The organism is Frigoribacterium sp. R86507, assembly GCF_044597695.1.
In the GTDB taxonomy this organism is placed as follows: Bacteria; Actinomycetota; Actinomycetes; order Actinomycetales; family Microbacteriaceae; genus Frigoribacterium.
On sequence record NZ_CP139002.1, the window covers coordinates 1,785,719 to 1,803,117 of the forward strand.

Here is a 17,399-nt window from a genome sequence, read left to right on the forward strand (position 1 = left end):
GCATGAGCCAGCCCACGAACACCCCCGGTGCCGACGCTGGGAGCACCGACGACGTCCTCGCCGCGGTCGGCCCGCGCCTCCGCGCCCTGCGCGTGCGGCGAGGCGTGACCCTCGCCGAGCTGGGGGAGCGCACCGGCATCTCGGTCAGCACCCTGTCCCGGCTCGAGTCGGGGCTCCGACGGCCGACCCTCGAGCAGTTGCTGCCGCTCGCCCGCGAGCACGGGGTGCCGCTCGACGACCTCGTCGGGGCCCCCGAGACCGGCGACCCGCGGGTGCACCTCAAGCCGCGCCAGCAGCACGGCATGACGGTCGTGCCGCTCTCGCGCGGCGGCGGCGCGATCCAGGCCTTCAAGATGGTCATCCCGGCCGACTCGCCCCGCACCGAGCCCGTGCTCCGCACCCACGAGGGCTACGACTGGCTCTACGTGTTGCGCGGACGCATCCGGCTCGTGCTGGGCGACCTCGACCTCGTGCTGCCGGCCGGCGAGGCGGCCGAGTTCGACACGCGCACGCCGCACTGGTTCGGCCGTGCCGACGAACACGCGGTCGAGGTGCTCAGCCTCTTCGGTCGCCAGGGGGAGCGGCTGCACCTGCGCACCGCGCCCGGCTCGCCCGGGTGAGGCGTCCCGGGGTGTCGGTGGCGCCTCCTAGGCTCGGGGCGGGCGTCCAGGCCGCGTCCCGACAGAAGGAGTCCGCGTGTACCTCGACGACGACCGGGTGGTCACCAGCCCGTCCGACCTGACGACCTGGGCCGCGTGCGAGTGGTCGTTCCTGCGACGGCTCGACGCGAAGCTCGGCCGGGTCGAGGCCGTCGCCGACGCCTCCGACGACATGCTCGACCGCACGGCCCGCCTCGGCGACGCCCACGAGCTGCGGTACCTCGAAGCGCTGCGGGCGACCCGTGACGTGGTCGAGTTCGAGCGGCCGGCGCCCTCGGGCTACGCGGCGGCCGCCGAGGAGGCGCGGCTCGCCATGGCCTCCGGGGTCGACGTGCTCTTCCAGGCGACGTTCTTCGACGGATCGTTCATCGGCTTCAGCGACTTCGTGGTGCGCACCGAGGCGGGCACGTACGAGGTCTACGACACCAAGCTCGCCCGCCACGCCAAGATCCCGGCCCTGCTGCAGGTGGCGGCCTACACCGACCAGATCCGTGCTCTCGGGCTGCCGTCGGCCGACACGGTGCGCCTGGTGCTCGGCGACGGCAGCGAGAGCGTGCACGACGTCGCCGACGTCCTGCCGGTCTACCGCGTCCAGCGCGACAGGCTGCGGGCCGCCCTCGCCGAGCGGCTCTCCGCCGACGGGCCGCTCGCCTGGGGCGACCCGACCGTCACCGCCTGCGGGCGCTGCACGGCCTGCCAGGCTCAGGTCGACGAGCACCGCGACCTCGTGCTCGTCGCCGGGCTGCGCGGCGAACAACGTCAGCGGCTGCACCTGGCCGGGGTCGCCACGATCGACGACCTCGCCGACTCGAGCGGGCCCGTCGCCGGCATCGGGGCGACGGCCCTCGCCCGGCTGCGGGGGCAGGCCCGGGTGCAGCTCGCCACCGAGCGCGATCACACCGATGCCCCCGCGGTCGAGGTCGTCGACGCCGACGCCCTGCGGACGATCCCGCGGCCCGACGCCGGCGACGTGTTCTTCGACTTCGAGGGCGACCCGCTCTACACCGAGGGCGACGGGCGGGCCTGGGGCCTCGACTACCTCTTCGGGCTGATCGAGGCCGACGGTACCTTCCGCGCCTTCTGGGCGCACGACTTCGCGGGCGAGCGACAGGCGCTGATCGACTTCCTCGACTACCTGGCCGAGCGACGCCGACGCTTCCCCGACCTGCACGTGTACCACTACGCCTCGTACGAGCGCAGCCACTTGCTCTCGCTCGCGGCCCGGCACGGCGTCGGCGAGGACGCGGTCGACGACCTGCTGCGCGACGGCGTGCTCGTCGACCTGTACCCGGTCGTGCGGCAGGCGCTGCTGGTCGGGTCGCACAGCTACTCGCTCAAGAAGCTCGAGCCGCTCTACATGGGCGACGACCTGCGGCAGAGCGACGTCAAGACGGCCACCGCCAGCATCACGATGTACGTCGACGCGATCGCCGAGCGCACCACGGGCGACCCCGAGCGCGGCGACCGCATGCTCGAGGAGGTCCGCGACTACAACGAGTACGACTGCCGGTCGACCCTCCGGCTTCGCGACTGGTTGCTCGAGCTCGCCGACCGGCACGGCACCCGGGCCGACGACCCCGACGGCCCGACCGCGCCCGACCCGCTCGAACTCGCCCGCGTGCCGCGCGAGCCGAACCCGGTCGCCCTGGGCCTCGCGGCGTACGTGGCCGACGTCGACCCGCTCGAGCGCACCGCCGACCAGACCGCCATCGCCCTCGCGGCCTCGGCCATCGACTACCACCGCCGCGAGGCCAAGACGTTCTGGCAAGAGCATTTCGACCGGCTGCGCAACCCGGTCGACGACTGGGCCGACACCCGCGACGTGTTCGTCGTCGAGACGGCCTCGGTCGAGCGCGAGTGGCAGAAGCTGCCCCGGGCCCGCAAGCTCAGCCGCGAGGTGCGGCTGCGCGGTCGCCTCGCGCCGGGCAGCCGCCTCGCCGAAGGAGGCGCGCCCTACGCGGTCTACGACGCCCCCGTCCCGTCGGGGGTCGTCTCGCTCGGCCCGGGGCTGCGTGGCGCCGTCGGGTCGACCGTGGTCGAGGCCGGCCCGAACGGCGACCGGCACGAGGTCGTCCTGCTCGAACGCGTCTCGGGCGACGACGACCGGCACGACGCGTTCCCGGTCGCGCTCACGCCCGCCGCGCCTCCCCGGGCCACCCCGCAGCCCGAGGCGATCGCCGAATGGGGCGGGCACGTGCTCGACGCCCTGCCCGAGATGCTCCCCGATCCGGCGTTCGACCTGCTGCGGCGTCAGCCCCCGCGTCTGCGGTCGGGCGGCGGGCCCGCAGCCGTGGTCGGGCACGACACCGTCTCGGCCGTCGTCGAGACCCTGCTCGGCCTCGACCGGTCGTACCTGGCCGTCCAGGGCCCTCCCGGCACGGGCAAGACCTACGTCGGCTCACGGGTCATCGCCCGGCTGGTGCGGGAGCACGGCTGGCGGGTCGGCGTCGTGGGGCAGTCGCACGCCGTCGTCGAGAACGTGTTGCGTGCGGCGATCACGGCCGGGGTCGACCCCGAGCGGGTGGGCAAGGTTCCGAAGTCGGGCACCACCGCAGAACAGGCCGACGAGCAGCCCTGGCGCGCCCTGAAGTCCGGCGGCGAGGCCGCGTTCCTCGCCGAGGCCGACGGTGGGGCGGGCGGTGCCGGGGTCGACGGCGGCGGGCAGGCCGTGGGGGCCGTGTTCGGGGCGACCGCCTGGGGGTTCGCCAACGCCGACAAGGTGGCCCGCGCCTCCCTCGACCTGCTGGTCGTCGACGAGGCCGGGCAGTTCTCCCTCGCCTCGACCGTGGCGGCCTCGGTCTCGGCGACGCGGTTGCTGTTGCTCGGCGACCCGCAGCAGCTGCCGCAGGTCAGCCAGGGCAGCCATCCCGAGCCCGTCGACGAGTCGGCCCTCGGCTGGCTGGCCGACGGCCACGACGTGCTGCCGGCCGAATACGGCTACTTCCTGGCCACCACCTGGCGGATGCATCCGGCGCTGTGCGCCCCGGTCAGCGAGCTGTCCTACGGCGGGGCACTGACCGCCCACGCGTCCGATCGCCGGCTCGACGGCGTGGCGCCCGGCCTGCACGTCGAGCCCGTGACGCACGTCGGCAACACGACCTCGTCGGTCGAGGAAGCCCGTGCGGTCGTCGAGATCGTGCGCTCCGTCGTCGGTCTCGACTGGTCGGACGCCGACGGCACCCGACCGCTGACCGCGGCCGACGTCATCGTCGTCGCGCCGTACAACGCCCACGGGGCCGTGCTGCGCGAGCACCTCGACGCGGCCGGGTTCGACGAGACGCCCGTCGGCACGGTCGACCTCTTCCAGGGGCAAGAGGCGGTCGTGGCCGTGGTGTCGCTGGCGGCGTCGAGTGCGGCCGACATCCCGCGCGGGCTCGACTTCCTGTTGATGCCGAACCGGTTGAACGTCGCCCTCTCGCGGGCGAAGTGGGCGGCGTTCCTGGTGCACTCCCCGCTGCTCGCGACGGGGTTGCCCACCTCGATCGCGGGGCTCGGCCTGCTCAGCGGCTTCCTCCGTCTGACCGGCCAGGGTCAGCCGACCGACGGGGTCTGACAGGAGCCGCCCGAGCGCACCTCAGCGCACCTCAGCTCAGCTCAGCTCAGCTCAGCGCGAGGGCCGCAGCGTCAGCACCTCGGCGCCGTCCTCGGTGATGGCGATCGTGTGCTCGCTGTGAGCCGTGCGGCAGCCCGTCGCGCTGCGCAGCGTCCAGCCGTCCGCGTCCGTGACGAGCTCGTCGGTGTCGGTCATCACCCACGGCTCGAGCGCGAGCAACAGCCCGGGCCGCAGCCGGTAGCCCCGCCCCGGGCGCCCGGTGTTCGAGACGTGGGGGTCCTGGTGCATGGTCGACCCGATGCCGTGGCCGCCGAACTCGACGTTGATCGGGTACCCCGCGTCCGACAGCACCGAGCCGATCGCGTGCGACAGGTCGCCGATGCGTGCCCCGGGCCCGGCCGCCGCGATGCCGGCCTCGAGTGCTCGCTCGGTCGTCTCGATCAGGCGCACGCTCTCGGCGGGACGCGAGTCGCCCACGACGAAGCTCACCGCCGAGTCGGCCGCCACGCCGTCGAGCACGACGGCGAGGTCGAGCGTCAGCAGATCGCCGTCGACGAGGCGCCGGTCGTGCGGCAGCCCGTGCAGCACGGCGTCGTTCACGGCCGTGCAGACGTAGTGGCCGAACGGACCCCGGCCGAACGACGGCGCGTAGTCGACGTAGCACGAGACCGCACCGGCCTCGTCGATCATCGTCTTCGTCCACGAGTCGACGTCGAGCAGGTTCGTGCCCACCGTCACGCGGTCGCGCAGCGTCTGCAAGATGGTGCCGACGAGCGCGCCCGTCGCCCGGGCCCGCTCGATCTCGGAGGGGTTCAAGATCTCGATCATGGGTGTCCTGCCGTTCTCGTGCCGAAGATCATCCCGGTAAAGGTATCCCACCGGGCGTCCCGGCGCACTACGCTCAGGGCATGGTCCGTCTGCCGCTCACCCCCGCCGAGATCGAGCGCGGTCGCCGCCTCGGGGTGCTGCTGAGGCGGGCCCGTGGTCCGCGGTCGATGCTGCAGGTCGCCCTCGACGCCGGCCTGTCGCCCGAGACCCTGCGCAAGATCGAGACCGGTCGCGTGGCGACCCCGGCCTTCTCGACCATCGCCGCGATCGCCGCCGTCGTCGGATTGTCGCTCGACGACGTCTGGGCCGAGATCACGCGCGACGGAGCCGGAAGGGCGACCGACGCACCGTCCGTCGTCGACGCGGCCCGCGCCTCCTGACCCCTTCGAGATGACACGACGTGCCGTTCGCGTCCTGAGGTGAACGGCACGTCCGGACGACTCGCGGGCCCGAGGAGGCGCGGTGTCAGCCCTGCGGACGCGCCAGCGACCCGAGATCGAGCCGGGTCGACACCTCGTGCCAGACGGCGTCGGCGAGCTCGTCGGTCGCACGGTCGGCGTCGACCGTGACGACGACCTCGGCGGCGGCGGCGATCGCCTCGGCGTAGCGCTCGCGCGCGGCCCGCAGGCGTTCGTCGACCTCGAACCGGTCCGTCGTCGTGCGTCCGCTGGCGAGGCGCTCGAGGGCGACCTCGGGCGAGACGTCGAGGTAGATCGTCAGGTCGGGCAGCATCAGGTCGGTGCTGATCGAGTTCGAGGAGGCGATCCAGTCGCTGCCCACGTCGGACGCCTGGTAGGCCTGCGACGACAGGTGGTACCGGTCGCAGAGGACGGTCGTGCCGCGCTCGACGATGCCGAGCATGCCGTCGTGGGCGTTGGTGATGTGGTCGAGGCGGTCGGCGACGAAGAGCGACGCGATGACGCGGTCGTCGAGGTCGACGCGGCGGTTGAAGCCGTTGCGGATCAGCGTGCCGACGGGGCCGTTCGTCGGCTCGGCCGTCTGGTGCACGGGCACCCCGGCGTTCTGGAGGCGGGCCGCGAGCAGGCGTGCCTGCGTCGATTTGCCCGACCCGTCGATGCCCTCGAACACGATGAACGCCCCGCGGGCTGCCTGATCCGTCACCCGACGAGCCTACCGAGCGCGGGGCCCGTCGAGGCGACGGCCGTGTTGCACGACGAGGTCGTGCCGCGGCGCCGTGCGTCCGTCCCGACGGGCGACGCCCGAGGAGGCGCGGTGAGGTCCCCGATCCCGCCCTCGACGTCTCCGGTCAGCACACGGTGGTGAACAGTGCAGGGTGCGCGGTCACCGGTGATCGGTGCGGGGCTGAGTGGTGACGACGTGAGTCGTGACGCTGCCCTCCGCGCCTGCAGAGACCGGGATGACCGCCGGTCGCGGTTCGTGCTCGCCCCGGTGACGTCTACCGACTCACCGCGCAGGTCAGTTCTGCAGCTCGGCCTCCCAGTTGGTCTTCTGGATCTCGACGTCGAGTTCGCGGAGGTCCTTCGCGACCGCGTCGGCACGGTCGCGCAGCTCGGCGACCGGCAGGGCCGAGAACATCCGCAGCTCGCTGCGCAGCTGGCGGTAACCGCCCGAGGCGCCACGGGCCGCGTCCGACGCGGTCACGAGCAGCGCGTGCGTGGCGCGCAGGGTCTCGCGTCGGGCCAGCGCCGCGGTCATCGTGCTGCCGTCGGCGAGGGTCGTGCGAGCGTTGGTGAGGTTGATGCGCACGACGAGCGACTCGAGGACGGCGAGGGTGTCGACCGCCTGGCGCAACAGCTCGGCGGCGTCCTCGGTGGGCTCTTCACCCTCCTGGTAGCGGGCGTTCGCGGTGACGCGGTCACGCAACTGGTCGATCCGGCGCTGGGCGTCGGACCGTTGCAGGAGGGCTTCGGCGAGCTTCATGCTGAGAAATCCTACGCAGGTCGGGTGAGTCGCGCGTCGTTCGTGTCACCGGCGCCCGTCAGCCGGTCGGTCAGCGGTCGGTGCCCGAGGGGCCCGTCCCGCGGATAGTCCCTGCGGCTCAGGCCCCTGACAAAGAGACGGGCAGGGGAGGCTGGTCGTGAGCAGGAACATGCTCGTGTGAAAGGCCACAGCAGCTGCGCCGGTCAGCCAGAGCGCCGGAACAAGTTCCCGATCCACCCGGGGTCTGGGGATGCCTCATGAACGATTAATCAACGCTCGGTAGGGGTGATCCTCTCCGTGGCGTCTGACCGTTTCGTTCTGTCCCGGGAGGAGACGAGTCGACGGAGGCTGACGGCGGCGGCCACCCTTTCGAGGGTTTGCGCCTAGGGTGAGGACTCCCCGGCCCAGACCTCGTTCGGGATGGCACTCGGCGTCCGCCTCGTGCTGAGTCCCCACTGTCTGGTTGCCGAAAGGTCGTGGTCCCATGGCTCCTCCGCACGGACTCCGTTTCACCGACGGTCCACGGACCGACCTCGACGAGGCGCTCTCGACGCTCGTCGTGAGTGCTCAGAAGGTGTCGGCGACCCAGGGCCGCCTCCGCGCGCTGCTGCGCGCGAATCGCCTGGTCGTCGAGCAGCTCGACCTTCCGACCGTGTTGTCCTCCCTCGTGGCCGCAGCGGTCGACCTCGTGGGTGCTCGGTACGGGGCGCTCGGAGTCGTCTCACCGGATGGCGGGCTCGAACAGTTCGTCCACACCGGCATGCCTGACGAGATCGTCGATCGCATCGGTCGATTGCCCCAGGGACACGGGCTCCTCCGGTCCGTGCTGGACGAGGGCACGCCCGTCCGCACCGGGAACGCCGGCGCCGATCCACGATCCGGGGGAGTCCCGCCCGGTCACCCCGACATCGAATCGTTCCTCGGGGTTCCGATCCGGGTGCGTGGTGAGCTCTACGGGAGCCTCTACTTCGCCGAGAAGGACGAGGGCGAGTTCACGACCGAGGACGAAGAACTGCTCACGTCCCTCGCCGCGACGGCCGGTGTGGCCATCGACAACGCGCGGCTCTTCGACGAGACCACGCGTCGCCAGGCGTGGACCGCCGCGTCCGCGGAGGTCGCGACGGCCCTGCTCTCGGACGACGAACGGTCGCCGCTCCACCTTCTCGCCGAACGCGTCGTCACGCTCGCCGACGCCGACCTCGTCTGCATCGTCCTCCCGGCCACCACGACCACGGTCATCGTCGACACGGCCCGGGGACGCTTGGCGGACGACCTCCAAGGCCTCGTCCTCCCTTCCGAAGGCACGCTGTCCGGTCGCGCCTTGCAGTTGCACGAGACCCTCGACGTCTCGAACGTCCAGAGCGTCGCCGAGGTCGCAGGGTCGCCTCTGGTCCTGGGGCCCACGGTCGTCGTGCCGCTCGAGACCGGAGACGCGACCCACGGTGCCCTGACGGTCTCAAGGGCAGCCGGTAGCGCGAGGTTCTCACGGGCGGACATCGAGATGATCACCGATTTCTCGAGGCAGGCCACCCTCGCGATCGACGTCGCGGAGGTTCGACACGACCGGACGCGCCTCGAACGCACCGAGGATCGAGGTCGCATCGCCCGCGACCTCCATGATCACGTCATCCAACGTCTTTACGCTGCCGGCCTGGACATGCAGGCGTCGGTGCGTTCCGGTGTGGACACGGGCACCCGCGAACGGCTCGATCGGCACATCGACATGCTCGACGCCGCGATCGTGGAGATCCGCACGGCGATCTTCTCCCTCGCCCCGCCCCGGAGGGCCGGCCGCTCGTCGCTCCGCCATCGGGTCATCGACCTGCTGGCGGAGCTCAGCCCGGTGTTCGACGTCACGCCGCGACTGGCGTTCGCCGGGCCCCTGGATCTCATGGTGCTCGACGAGGTCGTCGACGACGTGCTCGCCGTCGTCCGCGAAGGACTGAGCAACGTAGCTCGCCACGCCCACGCCACACGCGTGAGCGTCACGGTCGGTGTCGCCGACGATCGTGTCGAGGTCCGGATCACCGACGACGGAATCGGGCTGCCCGACGACCACGACGACAGCGGGCTCGCGAACCTCGCGGTCCGCGCCGCCCGATGGCAAGGAACCATGGTCGCCGAGAGGCGCCCTGAAGGAGGCACCGTGCTCACCTGGACCGCCACGACCACGATCGCCGCGCCTCCTCGGGACGCGTCGTGACGAGCGTGTTCCTGGTCGACGACCACGAGGTCGTCCGTGGGGGCGTCGCCCACCTGATCGATTCTCACGACGACCTCGACGTCGTCGGCGAAGCCGGGACGGCAGCTCAGGCGCTCGTGCGGATCGCGGCCACGCTGCCCGACGTCGCCGTGCTCGACGTCCGTCTCCCCGACAGCAGCGGCATCGACCTCTGCCGAGACATCCGTTCGGCCCACCCGGGCATTCAGTGCCTGATGCTGACGGCCTTCGACGACGATCAGGCGAGCGTCGCGGCTGTCCTCGCGGGGGCGGCGGGGTACGTGTTGAAGGACATCCGTGGCGACCGCCTGATCGATTCCATCCGCACGGTCGCCCGGGGTGGGAGCCTGGTCGATCCGCAGATGTCCCGCCGCGTCGTCGCGTCCATCACCGACGGTCCCCGCGCGCCCGATGTCGCCCTGACCAAGCGTGAGCACGACGTCCTCGAGCTGATCGCCGAGGGCATGACCAACCGGCAGATCGGTGAAGTCCTCGGGCTGGCGGAGAAGACCGTCAAAAACTACGTGTCGGGACTGCTGAGGTCCTTGGGTATGGAGCGGAGGACGCAGGCCGCCGTGTACGGCGCGTCGCTGCGCAAGCCCTGAAGCTGAGTTCCGGGCCCGGGCTGCGTGTCACCGGGCGTCCGGTGCCTTCACGACGACAGTGGGTCCCGCGACGTCCAGGACGATGGCGTGGCTGACCGAACCCAGGAGGAACCGGGCGATCCGCCGGCGGCCGTGGTTCCCGACGACCAGAAGGCGCCGCGAACGCGATGCCTGCTGGAGCACCCTGCTCGCCTCGCCCTGGACTACCCGTTCGGTGATGATCAGATCGGGATGCGTCTGGGCGACGGTGGCGACGGCCTCGTGCAGCAGTGCCTGATGTCGTGACCGCAGCAAAGCCGTTTCGGGGTCGGCTTCACGCAGGGCGGTCGAGCCCGTCCTCGGTGCCCGTGCGACGGCCATGAAGCCGAGCTGACTCGGGGGGAGGACGTCGAGCCATGCGTTCACCGCCTCGAGTGGCTCGCCCCACCTTGTCGCTTCCTCCGCGGCGAAGGCGAGTGCTGCCAGGGACGAGTCGGTCCCGTCGACCCCGACGACGATCCCTCGGCCCGTCACCGGGGTGTCCGTGGAGTGAGCCGGGACGATGGCTACGGGGCCCGTCGCCGTGGAGACGAGTCGCTCCCGAAGAGACGGCCCTCGGCCCTCGTTCGTGCCAGCGCCCAGGGCGAGCACGCCTGTCGGCGATGACAGCGCCCGCAGGACCTCTGCCGGGTCGCCGTAGACCACCTCCACGGTGAGTTCCAGACCTGGTCGCGTGCTGAGGAGCCGGTCGGCTTCTGCCTGCGCTGCGGGCCGCGCGACGGCGATCCGCGCTTCGACGTCGTCGTCGCTGTCCTGCTCGTCGGTCTCGACCACGTGAACGAGGAACATGCCACCGGCGGACGTGGTTGCTCGGTCGGCGGCCCAGTCTGCTGCTGCAGACGCGGCCGGCCCGCCGTCGGTCCCAGCGATCGTCATCTCGTGCACGGGTCGTCCTCCTGTCGGCGGCGCGCGACGCCGGCTTCCTGCCGGTGTGTTCACGCGTCGTGTCGAGTCTCGTGCGGACCGCACGTGATCGGCAGTGTCCAACGTCCTGTCCCGGAGTCAGGACGTTCGGCACTTCACGTGGCAGGGGCGGCACCTGAACCTGGGGCCATGACGTCGACACTGCTCGCCCCGCTCCGATTACCTGCCCAAGGGATCGCTGTGGCAACGCGCCTTGAACACGTCCTCCGTGCCGGGGCGCTCCTGCGCCAAGGCAGCGTCGTCGTTCTCGACGACAGTGTCGTTGTCACCGGACGTAAGGCCCTTGGCGTCGTGCTCCTCGCTTGTGGAGCGGGCTGCTCCGAGCAACTGATCTCAGAACATGTGGCTGCAGCGATCGCCATGGGCAACCGCGTGGTGCTCACCTTCGTGGAGGCGCCGACGGGCGACATCGCAGCGCTCGTCGCCGTGCTGCAGCGGTGCATCTCGCGGGCTTGGTTCCAGGTGGTGGCGTCCCCTGGCGAGGCATGGCACATCCGGCCGGAAGACGCCTTGAGCGTCGCCGTCCTCACCCCGTCCTCCCTCACTGTGGACGATCACCGACTCCAGCACGTGCTCGATCCGGACATGGAACCCGACTTGCACGCCATGTTCCGCCGCTTCAGTGCGTCGACTGCGGTGACTGTGCCGGTCACGGTCACGCGCTGGCGCCCGTGATCCGACAGGAGCGGTCGAGCATCCACGATAATGGGCCTCGACCCGGACGGCTAGTAGCTGGTCCGGAAGCGCCGGCCCTGCACTGTTCGCGGGGTGACCTCGAAGTAGTTCCACTTGGTCGGCGCCGTCATCGTAGGGAGGTCCAGCACCCCTGACTCGCGCATCCTCGCCTCGTCGTCCAGGCGGCGGACGGTGCCGCGGAGGACGACGCTGAACCTCTTGCCGGCGTCCGTGCCGTCGATCTCCACGGCGACTTCCGGTCGACGGGTGAGGCTGACGATCTTCTTGCCCGGTGCACTCCGGAAGAAGAGGGCACGGCTCTGCACGAGGTAGTTGACGGGGAAGATGTCGGGCCCGAGGTCGTCGGTCACCGCGAGTCTCCCGACGGTGGCGGCCTCGAGGAGCCGCCAGCACTCGTCGGCGCCGAGCTTCTCGGGGACGGTCACGGTGTCGACGTCGGAATTGCGCTGGAGATAGGGATTCGTGGTCATCGTGTGAGTCTGGGAGGGAACCGTCCCGCCCGACAGGGCCGATGGTCCTGCTGAGAACGTCAGGACCTCCGCCTCTCCTGTTCAGCGCCTCCGTGGACGACAGTTGGTCGTGACAGCGATGCCGCCTCCTCCGGCCGTCCTGGCCGCCCAGATGCGGCCGCGCAGGAAGCCGAAGCACATGAGCAACTCAACAGGCAGCAAACTGACCGTCGTCGGGGCGGGGAGGGTCGGTGCGAGCATCGCCTACGCCGCCCTGCTCCGCGGGTCGGCACGGCACGTGTCGCTCTACGACGTCGACCGTGACCGTGTCGACGCCGAGGTGCTCGATCTCGCGCACGGGACAACCTTCACCGGCCCGACCGACATCGCCGGAGGTGCGGACATCCGGACCGCAGAAGGATCGGACGTCGTCGTGATCACGGCCGGCGCCGCGCAGCGGCCTGGCCAGTCGCGCACCGATCTCGCCGGCGTGAACACCGAGATCGTCGAGGAGCTCATGCCGGACCTCCTCGACGTCGCACCCGACGCGGTCTTCGTGCTCGTCACGAACCCCTGTGACGTGTTGACGGTCATCGCATCGGAGATCTCGGCTCTCCCCGCATCGCGTGTGTTCGCGTCCGGGACCGTGCTCGACACGTCCCGCCTTCGCCGAGAGCTGGCACGCCGTGCAGGCGTGTCCGTGAGCAGCGTCCACGCACACGTCGTCGGCGATCACGGTGACAGCGCGTTCGTGCTGTGGGACGACGTCCGGATCGGGACGGTCCCCGTCCTCGAGTGGGAGATGCCCGATCACACGCACATGAGCGTCGACGACCTCGATGACATCGCGGCCTCGGTGCGCGGTGCGGCCGACCGCGTCATCCGGGGAAAGGGGGCGACGGATCACGCCATCGGCATCTCGAGTGCCCGGATCGTCGAGGCCGTGCTGCTCGACGAACGAGTCGTCCTGCCCGTCAGCACAGTCCTGAGCGACTTCCACGGCATCGACGGCGTGGCCCTGTCCGTGCCTTCGGTCGTGGGCACCGACGGGGCCGTGCCCCTCCGAGACACGCCCTTCTCCACGGCAGAGCTGGCGAAGCTGACCGCCTCGGCGGCCGCCCTCTCGGACGTCCTTCGAACCGTGCGCCCTTCGCTCGTCGGGGGCTGATCCTCGACGAGTCGTCCCGATCAAAAGCGACGAGGAGAGGCCCTGCGCACCCGAACGGTGCAGGGCCTCTCTCGCGCGCCGCGCTCAGAGCAGGGAGCGGAAGCGCCTCCCGGTGACGGACACTGCGTCGATGCTCATGAGCTGGTCTTTCGTCCCCGGGGCGGCAGAGCGAAGATCCAGCTCGCTGGCCACCTCGAGATCAGCTGACGTCACGAGACGCCGGAGGGGTCCCTTGACGACGACGCTCCACGTCCAACCGTCGTCGACCCCGTCGATCTCGAACCCGACCCACGGAGAGGCGCCGACCAGCGCGGTCTTGGTCCCGACGGAGGTGCGGAGGAAGATCGTCTGGCCGTCGGCGGTGTAGTTGATCGGGAAGATCTCGATGCTCGGCCCGCGCCCCATGGCGAGGCGTCCGAAGTGTCCCCGCCGCAGCTGCCGCCAGCAGTCGTCCCGCGTCATCTCGTTGACCAGGTCCTCACGTCCGTACACGGCCGTCAGCTCCTCGAGGGCTCTGCCCCGACGGGCAGGGATCGTTCGAGGGCTGCCAGGAGGAGGGCGACGTCGAAAGGTTTCGTCGCGGTGTCGGCATCCGCCGACGTGATGAGGATGTCCATGACCTCAGCTTCCGTCCTGCGGGGCGGCCGGGGCAGAGGACAACGTCCCGCGGGGGCCCTCCCAGGCCCAGTCCGCCACCTCGGGCAGGTCCTCTCCGTGCTCGCGCGTGTACGTCCTGGCCCGCAGGCGGGCGTCCTGCATGCGCTGACGGAACGGCCCGTTGTGGGCTGAGAGCCCGGGGACGCGGTCGATGACGTCCATGACGAGGCGGTACCGGTCGAGGTCGTTGAGCATGACCATGTCGAACGGCGTGGTGGTGGTGCCCTCTTCGATGAACCCGCGTACGTGTAGCTGGTCGTGCCCCGCCCGCCGGTACGTCAGGCGGTGGATGAGCCACGGGTAGCCGTGGTACGCGAAGACCACCGGCACGTCGGCGGGGAACAACGCGTCGTACTCGGCGTCGGAGAGACCGTGCGGGTGCTCCCCTTCGCTCTGCAGCCGCATCAGGTCCACGACGTTGACGACCCGCACCCGCAGCCACGGCAACTCTCGCCGGAGGATCGACGCCGCCGCGAGCACTTCCAGCGTCGGCACGTCACCGGCGCAGCCGAGCACGACATGCGGCTCGAGCCCAGGCTCTTCGGTGCCGGCCCATTCCAGGATGCCGAGCCCGCGCGTGCAGTGGGCCACCGCCTCCTGCATGGTCAGCCAGTTCGGGGCGAGCTGCTTGCCCGCGACGACGACGTTGACGTAGTCGACGCTCCGCAGGCAGTGGTCCCAGGTCGACAGCAGGGTGTTCGCATCGAAAGGCAGGTAGACGCGCACGACGTCGGCCTTCTTGTTGATCACGTGGTCGATGAAGCCGGGGTCCTGGTGGGAGGTGCCGTTGTGGTCCTGGCGCCAGACATGCGAACTCAGCAGGTAGTTAAGCGACGAGATCGGCTGCCGCCACGGGATCTGCCTCGAGGTCTTTAACCACTTGGCGTGCTGGTTGAACATCGAGTCGACGACGTGGATGAACGCCTCGTACGAGTTCATCAGCCCGTGCCGCCCGGTCAGCAAGTAGCCCTCGAGCCAGCCCTCGCAGAGATGCTCGCTGAGGACCTCGACGACGCGGCCGGTGCGGGCGAGGTCGTTGTCGATCAGGTCGATGGCCTCGTAGCCGGAGTCCCACTGCTTGTCGGTCACCTCGAAGACGGCCTGCAGCCGGTTCGAGGCGGTCTCGTCCGGGCCGAAGATCCGGAAGTTCGTGGGGTTCGCGACGATCACGTCGCGCAACCACGCGCCGAGCACGGCGGTGGCCTCACTGAGGGTCGCACCGGGCGAGGGCACGTCGACCGCGTAGTCGCGGAAATCGGGGAGGCGCAACTCACGACGAAGGAGCCCGCCGTTTGCGACGGGGTTGGCACTCATGCGCGCGTCCCCGACGGGAGCAAGGCCACTGACGAGCGGCACCGGGGCGCCGGTGGCGTCGAAGAGTTCCTCGGGACGGTAGGACCGCAGCCAACCGTCGAGGACGGCGAGGTGCTCGGGGGTGTCCCGAGCGTCCTTCAACGGCACCTGGTGAGAGCGCCAGTTGCCCTCGGCCGGGTGCCCGTCGATGATCGCGGGGCAGGTCCACCCCTTGGGAGTGCGGAGAATGATCATGGGCCACGCGGGACGGCTGTCGACGGCGGTGCCGACGAGGTCGTCGCGAGCGGCCTCGTTCTCGCGGGCCGCCTCCTTGATCACGGCGATCTCGTCGAGCACCCGGTCGAGCGTCTCGGCGAAACGGACATGGACCGCCAGAGGGTCCTCACCGTCGAAGCCGCCGGAGACCAGGTGGGGCGTGTACCCGTAGCCGCGCATCAGCTCGAGCAGCTGGGCCTCGGGCATCCGCGACAAGACGGTCGGGTTCGCGATCTTGAAACCGTTCAGATGCAGGATCGGCAGCACGACACCGTCGCGGACGGGGTCGACGAACGAGTTGCCGTGCCAGCTCGTGGCCAGTGGGCCGGTCTCGGCCTCGCCGTCGCCGACGACGGTCGCGACGAGCAGGTCGGGGTTGTCGAACACGGCGCCGTAGGCGTGCGCGAGGGAGTAGCCGAGCTCGCCGCCCTCGTGGATCGACCCGGGAGTCTCGGGGGCGACGTGGCTCGGGATGCCGCCGGGGAACGAGAACTGCCGGAACAGCTTGCGCAGCCCGTCCTCGGCCTGGTCGATGCCCTCGTAGACCTCGCTGTAGGTGCCGTCGAGGTAGGTGTTCGCGACCATCCCTGGCCCACCGTGGCCGGGACCGGCGACGTAGATCGCGTCGAGGCCGCGCTGCTGGATGACGCGGTTGAGGTGGGCGTAGACGAAGTTCAGCCCCGGGGTGGTGCCCCAGTGGCCGAGGAGGCGCGGTTTGACGTGGTCGCGCGTCAGCGGTTCCCGAAGGAGCGGGTTGTCGAGCAGGTAGATCTGCCCGACCGAGAGGTAGTTCGCGGCCCGCCACCAGGCGTCGAGCTGCGCGAGGCCCTCGGGTGTCAGCGGCGCCATCGGCATCCGGGGCCACGGCGTCGACGCGTGCTCGTGGGGGAGGAGGGCGGTGGGCTCGGTGTGCGAGGGCGTCATGGTCATGTCCTCAGGGTCGCCGTTCGGCGGGCGGCAGCCCAGGGGCGAACGTCCCGTGAGGACCATCGGCCCTGGTCGCCACCTCGACGAGGCGGAATCCTGCCAGGAGGAGGTGCGCAGATGATGCACGACTGGTACGGATGGAACGGCGGCATGAGCACGATGGCAGGCGGCACACAGTGGTGGCAATGGCTGTTGGTGATCGGGGCGATGATCGTGTTGCTGGTCGTCGTGACCGGAGTGGTGCTGCTGGTGATGACGCTCCGGGACTTAGGTGTGGGGCGTCGGCGCGTGACGCATGATCCGACCCGGGCGCCGGCGGCGCTCCACGGTGACGAGTTGGTCCTCGCCGAACGTCTTGCGCGAGGAGAGATCGACGAGGTCGAGTTCTTGAACCGTCGTCACGATCTCGTCCCTGGACCGACCCCGCGGTGAGTCCCTGACCGACCCCGTGACGAAGGAGGTGTCCCGGACGCGAAGTCCGAGACACCTCCTTGCGGTGGTGTAGTCAGTCGGTGGGGATCGGATACCAGCTCGAGACGGTGATCCGGTTGATGACGCGTGTGACGTGGGGCAGGGACCAGGCCGTCGTGGCGGCCTGATCACGCTCGGCCCAGGACGACACGCGTCCGGTGAGCGTGACGTCGGTGCCCGTGACGGCGACGTGGACGTCTTCGGCGTCGAGGGCGCCGTGGCGAGCCATTCCTTCGCGGATGCGCACCTCCGGCACGTTCGGTGGCGGTGGCACGGTGACGTCGACGGTGTTGATGACGAACTTGACGCCGTCGACGGCTGCGACCGCCTCGCGCAGGTCGATAAGTTGTCGAGCTTCGCCGACGTGGCCGGTCAGCGTGACGGTGGTGCCTCTGAGGCCGGCCGAGACCGCGCCACCTCGGGCGGTGATCTTCTGGATGGCTTCGGAGACGCGCCGCGCCGTGTCCGTCTCGGTGATCGTGGAGACGTAGGACGCGGGGTGGACCACGAGATCGTCCACCACGGCGAGCACCCCGTTCGTTCGACGAGCGGTGTCGGTGACGACCGCTCGAGAGACGTAGTCACCCAACTGGCCTGACACGGTCACGGTGCCGTGACTGACCGCGACGCCGATGCGTTCTTCGTGGATGCCGTCCGTCCTGCGCAGTCGATCATCGACGGCTCCGCGGATGGCCTGGTCTCGTTTGGTCGTGGACTCGTCGTTCGTCATG

At 70.6% G+C, this 17,399-nt stretch carries 16 protein-coding genes; 8 read left to right on the forward strand and 8 right to left on the reverse strand.

The window, feature by feature from the left end:
• The first annotated feature begins 2 nt into the window (after window positions 1-2).
• Together SJY14_RS08465 and SJY14_RS08470 are read left to right on the forward strand one after the other, a co-directional pair.
• Complete coding sequence (locus SJY14_RS08465) at window positions 3-620, forward strand: helix-turn-helix domain-containing protein (protein ID WP_071255523.1); 618 nt, start codon at window positions 3-5, stop codon at window positions 618-620.
• A gap of 76 nt (window positions 621-696) precedes the next feature.
• Complete coding sequence (locus SJY14_RS08470; RefSeq protein ID WP_071255443.1) at window positions 697-4,212, forward strand: TM0106 family RecB-like putative nuclease; 3,516 nt, start codon at window positions 697-699, stop codon at window positions 4,210-4,212.
• Between the two features lie 51 nt (window positions 4,213-4,263).
• On the opposite strand, the gene map is transcribed toward SJY14_RS08470, so the two are convergent.
• On the reverse strand, window positions 4,264-5,040 hold the full coding sequence (map, locus tag SJY14_RS08475) for a type I methionyl aminopeptidase (protein ID WP_071255445.1): 777 nt from the start codon (window positions 5,038-5,040) through the stop codon (window positions 4,264-4,266).
• Between the two features lie 80 nt (window positions 5,041-5,120).
• Here map and SJY14_RS08480 point away from each other — a divergent pair, with 80 nt between their 5' ends.
• On the forward strand, window positions 5,121-5,420 hold the full coding sequence (locus tag SJY14_RS08480; RefSeq protein WP_071255447.1) for a helix-turn-helix transcriptional regulator: 300 nt from the start codon (window positions 5,121-5,123) through the stop codon (window positions 5,418-5,420).
• Between the two features lie 85 nt (window positions 5,421-5,505).
• Here SJY14_RS08480 and tmk read toward each other — a convergent pair whose 3' ends face one another.
• Complete coding sequence (gene tmk, locus SJY14_RS08485; protein ID WP_071255448.1) at window positions 5,506-6,162, reverse strand: dTMP kinase; 657 nt, start codon at window positions 6,160-6,162, stop codon at window positions 5,506-5,508.
• 315 nt (window positions 6,163-6,477) lie between these two features.
• Entirely contained in the window at window positions 6,478-6,942 is a 465-nt protein-coding gene (locus SJY14_RS08490) for a DIP1984 family protein (RefSeq protein WP_071255450.1), read from the reverse strand.
• 484 nt (window positions 6,943-7,426) lie between these two features.
• On the opposite strand from SJY14_RS08490, the gene SJY14_RS08495 reads away from it, so the two are divergent.
• On the forward strand, window positions 7,427-9,145 hold the full coding sequence (locus tag SJY14_RS08495; protein WP_071255452.1) for a GAF domain-containing protein: 1,719 nt from the start codon (window positions 7,427-7,429) through the stop codon (window positions 9,143-9,145).
• Entirely contained in the window at window positions 9,142-9,768 is a 627-nt protein-coding gene (locus SJY14_RS08500; RefSeq protein ID WP_083396243.1) for a response regulator transcription factor, read from the forward strand. Before SJY14_RS08495 ends, SJY14_RS08500 begins: the two co-directional genes overlap by 4 nt.
• A 27-nt stretch (window positions 9,769-9,795) precedes the next feature.
• Here the strand turns inward: SJY14_RS08500 and SJY14_RS08505 are convergent, their stop codons facing one another.
• Window positions 9,796-10,683, reverse strand: a complete 888-nt coding sequence (locus SJY14_RS08505) for a universal stress protein (RefSeq protein WP_255364204.1) — start codon at window positions 10,681-10,683, stop codon at window positions 9,796-9,798.
• A 177-nt stretch (window positions 10,684-10,860) separates the two neighbouring features.
• Here SJY14_RS08505 and SJY14_RS08510 point away from each other — a divergent pair, with 177 nt between their 5' ends.
• Window positions 10,861-11,406: a hypothetical protein gene (locus SJY14_RS08510; RefSeq protein WP_143048604.1), complete on the forward strand. Its 546-nt coding sequence runs from the start codon at window positions 10,861-10,863 to the stop codon at window positions 11,404-11,406.
• Between the two features lie 50 nt (window positions 11,407-11,456).
• Here the strand turns inward: SJY14_RS08510 and SJY14_RS08515 are convergent, their stop codons facing one another.
• Window positions 11,457-11,897, reverse strand: a complete 441-nt coding sequence (locus SJY14_RS08515; protein ID WP_083396244.1) for a pyridoxamine 5'-phosphate oxidase family protein — start codon at window positions 11,895-11,897, stop codon at window positions 11,457-11,459.
• 178 nt (window positions 11,898-12,075) lie between these two features.
• Between SJY14_RS08515 and SJY14_RS08520 the strand changes: the two genes are divergently transcribed.
• Complete coding sequence (locus tag SJY14_RS08520; RefSeq protein ID WP_071255525.1) at window positions 12,076-13,044, forward strand: L-lactate dehydrogenase; 969 nt, start codon at window positions 12,076-12,078, stop codon at window positions 13,042-13,044.
• Window positions 13,045-13,128: 84 nt separating this feature from the next.
• Here the strand turns inward: SJY14_RS08520 and SJY14_RS08525 are convergent, their stop codons facing one another.
• Window positions 13,129-13,536 carry a pyridoxamine 5'-phosphate oxidase family protein gene (locus SJY14_RS08525; protein ID WP_083396245.1) on the reverse strand — a complete coding sequence of 136 codons (408 nt, stop codon included), beginning with the start codon at window positions 13,534-13,536 and terminating at the stop codon, window positions 13,129-13,131.
• 129 nt (window positions 13,537-13,665) lie between these two features.
• The gene (locus SJY14_RS08530) at window positions 13,666-16,200 is read right to left on the reverse strand and encodes a phosphoketolase (RefSeq protein WP_083396259.1); all 2,535 of its coding nucleotides are present in this window, start codon (window positions 16,198-16,200) and stop codon (window positions 13,666-13,668) included.
• A gap of 114 nt (window positions 16,201-16,314) precedes the next feature.
• Here SJY14_RS08530 and SJY14_RS08535 point away from each other — a divergent pair, with 114 nt between their 5' ends.
• Window positions 16,315-16,629 (forward strand): SHOCT domain-containing protein, encoded by a 315-nt coding sequence (locus SJY14_RS08535; protein WP_083396246.1) that lies wholly within the window; start codon window positions 16,315-16,317, stop codon window positions 16,627-16,629.
• Between the two features lie 73 nt (window positions 16,630-16,702).
• Here the strand turns inward: SJY14_RS08535 and SJY14_RS08540 are convergent, their stop codons facing one another.
• Window positions 16,703-17,398 carry a BON domain-containing protein gene (locus SJY14_RS08540; protein ID WP_083396247.1) on the reverse strand — a complete coding sequence of 232 codons (696 nt, stop codon included), beginning with the start codon at window positions 17,396-17,398 and terminating at the stop codon, window positions 16,703-16,705.
• Between the last annotated feature and the right edge of the window lies 1 nt (window position 17,399).